Below are 8,563 nucleotides of genomic sequence, written 5' to 3' on the forward strand. Positions count from 1 at the left end.
ACGCCGAGCAGCTGCGTGCGGTGAACGCCGCGCTGAAGGCCGCACCCGCCGGCTTCCCGCTGCAGCAGCACGTGTCGGTGGCAAGCGATGTCGCCGAGACGATCCGCAGCGCGATCGGCCTGCCCGGCGCACAGATCACCTACCGCGGCGCCGGCGTCTTCAGCTACGCGGTGAAGGCCAACGACGTCGCCGCGACGCAGGCCGCGATCGATCGCGTCACCGCCGACCTGTCGCCGGTCGTCAAGCGCATCGACGCGGTGCTCGAGGAGCCTGCGACGCCGCAGCCGCCGAGCCCGGCCGTCCTGTCATCCCTGTCGACCGACGGCGTGTCGGTGATGGAAACCCGTGACGGTGTGAAGCACCTGGTGCTCACCGTCGCCCCCGATGCGGTGCTGACCAACGGTCAGACCGCCCTCCAAGGAGTCCGTTGATGAGCACCGATCTCGCCCCCCCGCCCGCCGACCTGCTGGCCGACTTCGACAAGCTGCAGGCCACCGTGAACGGCGACACCACCGGCGACAAGACGCGCCGCCTCGCGAAGTACTTCGCGCAGGCCGAGACGCTGAGCCAGCAGATGCAGCTGCGCGCGACGGACTTCGAGGAGAAGAACTTCGCCGGGCTCGTGAGCGAGGCCTTCGCCGCGTCGCGCCGCATCGTGCTGTTGGCCTGGCAGAAGACGCACGGCCGCGAACTCGTCGCCTGATCTCTCGAGGACTGCACCCATGGATGCACAGCCCCTGCAGATCGAGGTCGTCCGCAAGCTGGCCGCCGCGATGGCGCTCGGCCTGGTGCACGGCAGCGAACAGGACGCCGACACGATCTTCGCCGCGCTGTCACGCATGTGGCCGCAGGACGGCTCCCTTCAACGCGCGCTGGCTTCGGCCATCGCATCGACCGAATTCGACAGAGCAACGTAACCCGCTCTCGATCAGGCTCCACACGGAGCCTGCCAAGTGGTTGCAACCCGCCTGCAAGGCACCCCTGAAAGGAAACGACATGAACCCGCTCAACCTCTTCTCCAGCTCCGGCGCCCTGGGCCTTGGCAAGAACCTCACCAGCACCGCCTCCGGTGCTGCCAGCAACGCCGCCACCATGGCCGGCACAAGCGCGGTCGCCAACAACGCCTCCAACTCGGTGGGCAGCACCCTGAACTCGATCGGCGGGAGCGATGTCAGCACCACGGGCCAGTCGCTGAACAGCGCCGTGCAAGACGCGCAAGCCATGACCGAGATGCAGATGCAAGCCAGCTCGGCGATGGCCAAGATGAACATGATGGCGTCGATCAACGACGGTCTGAACAGCGTCATGAAGAAGGCCGGCGAGTCGTTCAAGTCGGCGGCGCAGTAAGCCATTCATGGCGGACCGACCGTCCGCCCTTTTCTGCTGTTCCACCCCCGGGGCATCGGGTCGGCGATGCCACCTTTCCAGACTCTTTGAACTGGCCTGAAGGATTCGACCATGTCCGCACGCAAGCTGCCGAAGTGGCAAACCGATCTGTTCGCCGCGGTCTACTCGCTCGCGAGCGAGATTGCGCCGCGCAACGATGTCGCCACGGTGCTGAAGCTGATGTCGGCGGTGCATCCGAACCTGCCGCAGCTCGCTGCGGCCGAGGCCCGCATCCTGATCCATGCCGGCGACTTCACCGGCGCCCGCTCGCTGCTGGAACGCACCGAGCACAAGCACCCGACCAACGCGGTCATCAAGGCGATGCTGTCGTTCACGCTGTACGTGCAGCAGGACGGCCTGTGGGAAACCTATGCCGAAGAGGCGATCGCGCTGCCGGCGGACGCCGCGGCACGCGGCATCGTCGATGCGCTGGAATCGGCCTCCGGCCGCCAGATCCGCAAGGCCTCGAACGACTCCCAGGGCGGCAGCCACCTGTCGATGATGCCGCCGATGGGCCTGGCCTGCTGACCCGTTCCACCGAGGACGAACCATGATCAACCCGATTTCATCCGTCGCCCCGCTGAACCCCGCCGAGCAGGCGCTGCAGGCCCTGGCCTCGCAGGCGACGCAAGGCGCCGGCCACGGCGTGGCACCCGTGCCCTCGGCCGTCACGCCCGAGATGCAGCAGAACTTCCAGTCGCTGATGCAGCGCAGCACCGACCATGCCGCCGCATCGGTGAGCCACCCGGGCAACGTGATTCAGCACGTGATCGAGCGCCAGCAGGGCGACCTGCAGCGCGTCGAAGGCCAGGTCGAGAACTTCCTCGCCGCGGCGCCCGGCATGGGTGCCTCCGAGGTGGTCGCCGCGTCGATGGCGGTCAGCCGCAACGTCGCGGTGACGAACCTGAAGCTGCAGATCGCCACCTCGATCACGCAGGGCTCGAACAAGAGCCTGCAAACCCTGTTGAAGAACCAGTGACCTCGCGGTCCTGAAGGAGCCCACCGTGCTGACCACCCTGTCGATCCCCACCCCTCCGGCCTTCCTGCTGCGCGCGATCGTGCTCGCCGCCTGCGCCCTGGCGCTCGCCGGCTGCAAGCAGGACGTCTACACCAAGCTGACCGAGGCCGACGCCAACGACATGCTGGGCGTGCTGCTGCTGGCCAACCTCGACGCCGCCAAGGCCAGCCCCGACGGCAAGACCTGGAACGTCGCGGTCGAGACCGACCACATGGGCCGCGCGCTCGCGGTGCTGCGCGCCAACGGCCTGCCGGCCGAACGCCGCGCCAACCTGGGCGACATGTTCAAGAAGGACGGCCTGATCTCGACGCCGACCGAGGAGCGCGTGCGCTTCATCTACGGCGTGTCGCAGGAGCTCGAGAAGACGCTGTCGAGCATCGACGGCGTGGTGTCGGCCCGCGTGCACGTGGTGCTGCCGAACAACGACCCGCTAGCCGAGCATGTGAAGCCGTCGAGCGCGTCGGTGTTCATCAAGCACCGCGCCRAATCGAACGTGGCCACGCTGGTGCCGACAGTCAAGAACCTCGTGGTGCGCAGCGTCGAGGGCCTGACCTACGAGAACGTCAACGTGACGCTGGTGGCCGCGGCCGCGCTGCCGGAGACGGCCAGCGCGGCGCTCGCGCAGCGCAGCGGGATGTCGCCGGTGCTCGGCCTGTCGCTGCTGCTCGGCGCCGGCGCGCTGCTCGGTGGCGGCTATGCCTTCGCGCGCCGCCGCGGGCTGCTGAAGTCCGGCGCCGACACCGCTGCCGCCGGAGCCGCCTGATGAACGCGCTGCCCGCGTCCGCCGAGACCGTGCCGCTGCTGCGCCACCTGCTGGCGACCGCGCGCGCGAAATCCGCCGACATCGCCGCGCAGCTGCACCCCGCCTGGGTGCAGGCCGCCTGGCAACGCATCGGCTTCGAGACGCCACCGCCGGCCGCGGCCAGCGAGCGCGGCGCCTCCGCACTGGCCGGGGTCTACGGCCTGCGCTGGGCGTCGCTGGCCGGCTTCCAGCACCGGGCGCACCGCATCGCGCTGCTGCCGCGCGAGCAGGTGCTGCGCGTGCTGGGCGCCGTCGCGCTGCATGCCGAGCGCGAGCGCGTGCGCCGCTGCATCGGCCGCGGCGCGCGCCAGGCCGTCATCGAGCGCATCGGCGAGGCGGCCTACAACGAACTGCTGGCCGCGCCCCGGATCACCGGCAACCCGGCCGCCGGCGCGCTGTCGGCCGCCGAGCTCGACCCCGAACGCCTGGCCGCCGCCGGCTACGCCCGCCTGAGCGAGCGCCGCGAATGGCACTGCAAGCACACGCTGGCCTGGGTGCGGCTCGCGCTCGCGCCGGGCAGCACGCAGGCCGACCCGGCCTTCGCGTTTCCATCCGCGTCTTCTTCCGCCGCCCCATCGGCCTCGCCGCCCGGCGATTCAATGATGGCTCGACTTCCCCACTACTTTCCGGAGCATGCATGGCTGTTTGGCTCACCCATGGACCGTGCACTGTCGGCCTAGACGACGGCGTGCTGCGCGCACAGGACCACGCGCAGCTGGTGTCGTCGGCCGACGTGGCCGCGGCGATCGACGCCGAGCGCGAGCGCGTGCTGGCCGAGGCGCAAGCCCAGGCCGACGCGCTGCTCGCCGACGCACAGGCGCAGGCCGATGACCTGCTCGCCCAGGCGCAGGCGCAGTTCGACGGCGCCTGGCAGCAGGGCTTCGACCAGGGCACGCAGGACGCCGCGGCGCACTGGGCCTCGCAGCAGCTGCAGGCCGCCGAGTCGCGCCGGCGCACGCTGGTGCGCCAGAGCGAGCGGCTGTCGGGCATCGTCTCGATGGCGGTGGAGCGCGTGATCGAGCAGGAAGACCGCTCGGCGCTGTACCGCCGCTCGCTGCGCACCATCACGAAGCTGGTGAAGGACTCGGCCATGCTGACGCTGCGCGTGCCCGAGGCCGACCGCGAGGACGCGCAACGCGCCATCGCCGAGCTGATGGCGCAGCTGCCCCAGGGCGCTACCGGCACGGCGATCGAGGTCGTCGTCGATGCGCAGATGCCCGAAGGCGCCTGCCGCTTCGAATCCGACAGCGGTGTCATCGATGCCGGGCTCGACACGCAGCTGGCCGCGATCCGCCGTGCCGTCGAGCGCGCGGCCCGCGAGATGGCGCAGGCGGACGACGCCGAAGACGCAGACGCCGACGAATCCCGTGACGACACCCCCACCGAAGACCACCTGGAAGCCGCCTGACCATGGACACCAGCTTCCAGCGCTTCGTCAGCACGCTCGAGCAGGAGCTGACGCATGAGGACGTGCTGGCCCGCACCGGCCGCGTCACCGAGGTGGTCGGCACGCTGATCCGCGCGAGTGGCCTGGACGCCAAGGTCGGCGAGCTGTGCGAGCTGCGCGACCCGCGCGGCCGCCTGCTGCAGCGCGCCGAGGTGGTCGGCTTCGGCAAGCACGGCGCCATCCTGTCGCCGTTCGGCTCGATGGGCGGCGTCTCCGAAGGCACGCAGGTGGTCGGCACCGGCCGGCCGCTGTCGGTGCGCGTCGGCCCGCAGCTGCTCGGCCGCGTGATCAGCGGCCTGGGCGACCCGATCGACGGGCTCGGCCCGCTGCTCGGCGACGAGGAACGGCCGGTGTTCGCCGATCCGCCGGACCCGATGAGCCGCGCGATGATCGAGCACCCGCTGCCCACCGGCGTCAAGATCATCGACGGGCTGATGACGCTCGGCGAAGGCCAGCGCATGGGCATCTTCGCGCCGGCCGGCGTCGGCAAGAGCACGCTGATGGGCATGCTGGCGCGCGGCGCGCAGTGCGACGTGAGCGTGATCGCGCTGATCGGCGAACGCGGCCGCGAGGTGCGCGAGTTCATCGAGTTCATCCTCGGCCCCGAGGGCATGGCGAAGTCGGTGGTGGTGTGCGCCACCTCCGACCGTTCGAGCATCGAGCGCGCGAAGGCCGCCTACGTGGCCACCGCGGTCGCCGAGTACTACCGCGACCAGGGCAAGCGCGTGCTGCTGATGATGGATTCGCTGACGCGCTTTGCGCGGGCGCAGCGAGAGATCGGCCTGGCGGCGGGCGAGCCGCCGGCGCGGCGCGGCTTCCCGCCGTCGGTGTTCGCCGAGCTGCCGCGGCTGCTGGAGCGCACCGGCATGGGCGCGGTCGGCTCGATCACCGCGCTGTACACCGTGCTGGCCGAGGACGAGAGCGGCGGCGACCCGATCGCCGAGGAAGTGCGCGGCATCCTGGACGGCCACATGATCCTGTCGCGCAAGATCGCGGCGAAGAACCAGTACCCGGCGATCGACGTGCTGGGCAGCCTGTCGCGCGTGATGACGCAGATCGTGCCGCCCGAGCACGCCGAGGCGGCCGGCCACCTGCGCAACCTGATGGCCAAGTACGACGAGGTCGAGATGCTGCTGCAGGTCGGCGAGTACCAGGCCGGCAACGATCCGGTGGCCGACCTGGCGATCGAGCGCGTCGGCGAGATCCGCGCGTTCCTGAACCAGAAGACCAGCGACCTGATGCCGTACGAGGACATCCTCGGGCAGCTGGCGGAGGTCGTCAGGTGAGTGCGGCGCCCGTCAAGGCGCTGCGGACGCTGGTGAAGGTGCGCAAGCGCCAGGGCGAGCGGCTCGAGGCCGAGGTGCAGGCGGCGCGCAAGCAGCTCGCCGAGCTCGAAGAGGCGCGCCGGACCGCCGAGGGCGAGCTCGCCGCCTGCCGCCAGGACGAGCGCGACGCGCGCGACGAACGCGACGCGCTGCTGCGCACCTCCTTCACGCCGTACGCGGTGCGCGCGGCGGATTTCCGCATCGAGGACCTGAAAAGCGCGACCGCACAGGCCGAGAAGGCCCTGGCCGACAGCCACAAGCACGTCGACCGCCAGGCCGCCGTGGTGAAGACCGCGCAGGCGGCGGTGCGCCGCAACGACCAGCGCATCGAGGGCTTCGAGCAGCGCATCGCCACCATCCTGCGCGAGCGCGAAGCGGCGCAGGAGGAACTGGCCGAGGAAGAGACCGAGGAGACCGGCGCGGCGCGCTTCGTCGCCCGCCAGCGCGCCCAGCGCCAGGAGGCCGCCCATGGATGACATGCAGGGCCTGTACGAGGTCGCCGCGCGCACGCTGCATCCGCTGGAGGACCTGTTCCTCGCGACCGCGCTCGCCAGCCTGCGCCTGTTCGCCGCCTTCAACGTGCTGCCGCCGATGGGCGACCAGTTCGTGCAGGGCTACGTGCGCGCCGGCCTGGTCGTGATCATCGGCGGCTTCGTCGCGTTCGGCCTGCCGGCCGACGTCGCGAGCAACCTGACGGCCGGCCAGTGGGCCGGTTTCGCGCTGAAGGAATCGATGATCGGCCTGCTGATGGGTTTTGCCGCCTCGACGGTGTTCTGGGTGGCCGAGTGCGTGGGCGCGATGATCGACACGCAGGCCGGCTACAACAGCGTGCAGCTCACCAACCCGATGAGCGGGCAGCAGAGCACGCCGGTGTCGAACCTGCTGGTGCAGCTGGTGATCGCGGTGTTCTTCGCGCTCGGCGGCATGCTGGTGTTCATCGGCGCGATCTTCGACTCGTTCCACGTGTGGCCGCTGTTCGCGCCGATGCCCGACCTGGCCCGCGTACCCGACCTGTTCATCGTGCAGCAGACCGATTCGCTGATGACGAGCACGATCAAGTTCGCCGCGCCGATGATGCTGGTGCTGGTGCTGATCGACCTCGGCTTCGGGCTGATCACGCGCGCGGCCGACAAGCTCGAACCCACCAACCTCAGCCAGCCGGTCAAGGGCGCGGTGACGATGCTGATGCTCGCGCTGCTGATCGGCGTGCTGGTCAGCCAGGTGCGGCACCTGCTGCTGCCCACCGGCTTGCTGCAGCAGCTGCAGGGCAGCCTGCAGGCGCGCTGAGCGACACCTCGACTCGGCGCCCCATTCCAACACCCCACATTCCGCAGGAGAACGAGCATGAACATGATGGTCGACAACAAGGCATGGCTGCAGGGCCGGATCGGCATCGCCGTGCCGCCGCAAGGCAAGCTCGGCGGCACGCCGCAGGGCGGCGACCCGATGCAGCAGCTCGCGCAATCGACGATGGGGCAACTGCCGCCGCTGTCGCTGCCGGGTGGGGGCGACGAGGACGGCGAAGGCGGAGGCGCTCAGCTGCTGAAGGGCATGATCGGCGCGGTGCAGCAAGGCGGCGCGCAACAGGCGCAGGCGATGCAGAAGGCCGCCCAGCAGCAACAGCAGCAGCTACCGCCGGCACAGCGGCCGGTGAGCGCGGAGCAGAAGGCCGCGCGCATGGATGCGCTGTCGACGCTGGAGCGCCATGAGGGATCATTCAGCAAGCACGGCACCAAGATCTCCGACATGGAGAAGATGGCCAAGGACGAGAAGACGCCGCCGGACCTGCGCAAGGCGCTGAACACCRTGCTGTCGGACCAGGGCCTGCAGGACATGCTGGACGGCGGCAAGAACGGCAAGCTCGACCACAAGATCAGCTCGAAGGACATCCAGAAGCTGGCCGAGGACCCGGAGCTGAAGGCCTACAACGAAGAGAAGGCCCAGGGCTACGCGGACAACTACATCCCGTCGGGCGACAACGGCAAGACGACCGAGGGCCGGCCGATCACGAAGAACGATGCCGAGAACGAGCTGTACAAGTACGCCGACTACCTGCCGAAGGACATGTCGCTGGACGAGCTGCACAAGATCGTCGACGGCACCTCGCACACCGGCAAGTGCCCGCCGCAGCTGATCGCCGCGGCCAAGTACTTCACCGACCACCCGCAGGAGTGGAAGGACCTGAACAACGGCAAGGACAAGGTCTCGCACGCGAGCATGGAGGACAAGATCGCGGCCAAGGGGCAGCTCGACGCCGACCAGAAGAAGGCGCTGGACCGCATCGATGCGGACCCGAACGGCGCGTTCGGCGGCAAGTTCAACCGCGACAAGCTGCAGAAGATCGCCGACGACCCGAAGGCCGCGCCGGAGGACAAGGAAGCGGCGAAGAAATTCCTCGAGGACCCGGTGCTGTTCGGCAAGCTGGACAACGCCAAGCACGGCCGCGACATCAAGGGCGCGAAGAAGCTGTGGCAGCAGTCGGACGACGGCACCATCAGCCGCGACGACATCAAGGCCTTCCGCAGCCACCTGGAGAACAAGGAGGTCGCAACGACGCCGGCGAACGCCACGCACAAGCCGAAGGG

The 8,563-nt window shown here is 69.7% G+C and carries 12 protein-coding genes and 1 pseudogene; all 13 read left to right on the plus strand.

The window, feature by feature from the left end:
• Positions 1-431 (plus strand): annotated as a pseudogene (locus AC1D15_RS10960) (hypothetical protein); the annotation flags it as partial.
• Complete coding sequence (locus tag AC1D15_RS10965; RefSeq protein ID WP_047505557.1) at positions 431-703, plus strand: hypothetical protein; 273 nt, start codon at positions 431-433, stop codon at positions 701-703. The pseudogene AC1D15_RS10960 and the gene AC1D15_RS10965, both read left to right, overlap by 1 nt.
• A 19-nt stretch (positions 704-722) precedes the next feature.
• Positions 723-917, plus strand: a complete 195-nt coding sequence (locus AC1D15_RS10970) for a hypothetical protein (RefSeq protein WP_047505555.1) — start codon at positions 723-725, stop codon at positions 915-917.
• Between the two features lie 79 nt (positions 918-996).
• Positions 997-1,347: a hypothetical protein gene (locus AC1D15_RS10975; RefSeq protein WP_477825992.1), complete on the plus strand. Its 351-nt coding sequence runs from the start codon at positions 997-999 to the stop codon at positions 1,345-1,347.
• 111 nt (positions 1,348-1,458) lie between these two features.
• Positions 1,459-1,914: an HrpB1 family type III secretion system apparatus protein gene (locus AC1D15_RS10980; RefSeq protein ID WP_047505551.1), complete on the plus strand. Its 456-nt coding sequence runs from the start codon at positions 1,459-1,461 to the stop codon at positions 1,912-1,914.
• Between the two features lie 22 nt (positions 1,915-1,936).
• Positions 1,937-2,365 carry a hypothetical protein gene (locus AC1D15_RS10985; RefSeq protein ID WP_465114607.1) on the plus strand — a complete coding sequence of 143 codons (429 nt, stop codon included), beginning with the start codon at positions 1,937-1,939 and terminating at the stop codon, positions 2,363-2,365.
• 25 nt (positions 2,366-2,390) lie between these two features.
• On the plus strand, positions 2,391-3,167 hold the full coding sequence (gene sctJ, locus AC1D15_RS10990; protein WP_477825993.1) for a type III secretion system inner membrane ring lipoprotein SctJ: 777 nt from the start codon (positions 2,391-2,393) through the stop codon (positions 3,165-3,167).
• Positions 3,167-3,886: a type III secretion protein HrpB4 gene (locus tag AC1D15_RS10995; protein ID WP_477825994.1), complete on the plus strand. Its 720-nt coding sequence runs from the start codon at positions 3,167-3,169 to the stop codon at positions 3,884-3,886. The genes sctJ and AC1D15_RS10995 overlap by 1 nt, the downstream gene beginning before the upstream one ends.
• An 8-nt stretch (positions 3,887-3,894) precedes the next feature.
• A complete protein-coding gene (gene sctL / locus AC1D15_RS11000; protein ID WP_477825995.1) occupies positions 3,895-4,614 on the plus strand; it encodes a type III secretion system stator protein SctL in 720 nt (239 codons plus the stop codon).
• Positions 4,615-4,616: 2 nt separating this feature from the next.
• Positions 4,617-5,939 (plus strand): type III secretion system ATPase SctN, encoded by a 1,323-nt coding sequence (gene sctN, locus AC1D15_RS11005; RefSeq protein WP_047505543.1) that lies wholly within the window; start codon positions 4,617-4,619, stop codon positions 5,937-5,939.
• Positions 5,936-6,454: a hypothetical protein gene (locus AC1D15_RS11010; RefSeq protein ID WP_465114604.1), complete on the plus strand. Its 519-nt coding sequence runs from the start codon at positions 5,936-5,938 to the stop codon at positions 6,452-6,454. Before sctN ends, AC1D15_RS11010 begins: the two co-directional genes overlap by 4 nt.
• Complete coding sequence (gene sctT, locus AC1D15_RS11015; RefSeq protein ID WP_465114603.1) at positions 6,447-7,265, plus strand: type III secretion system export apparatus subunit SctT; 819 nt, start codon at positions 6,447-6,449, stop codon at positions 7,263-7,265. The genes AC1D15_RS11010 and sctT overlap by 8 nt, the downstream gene beginning before the upstream one ends.
• 57 nt (positions 7,266-7,322) lie before the next feature.
• Positions 7,323-8,563 (plus strand): HrpF/NolX family T3SS translocon protein (locus AC1D15_RS11020; RefSeq protein ID WP_477825996.1); only part of this gene is annotated, 1,241 nt, incomplete at its 3' end.

The sequence above is a fragment of the Rhizobacter sp. P2_H2 genome (assembly GCF_056403375.1).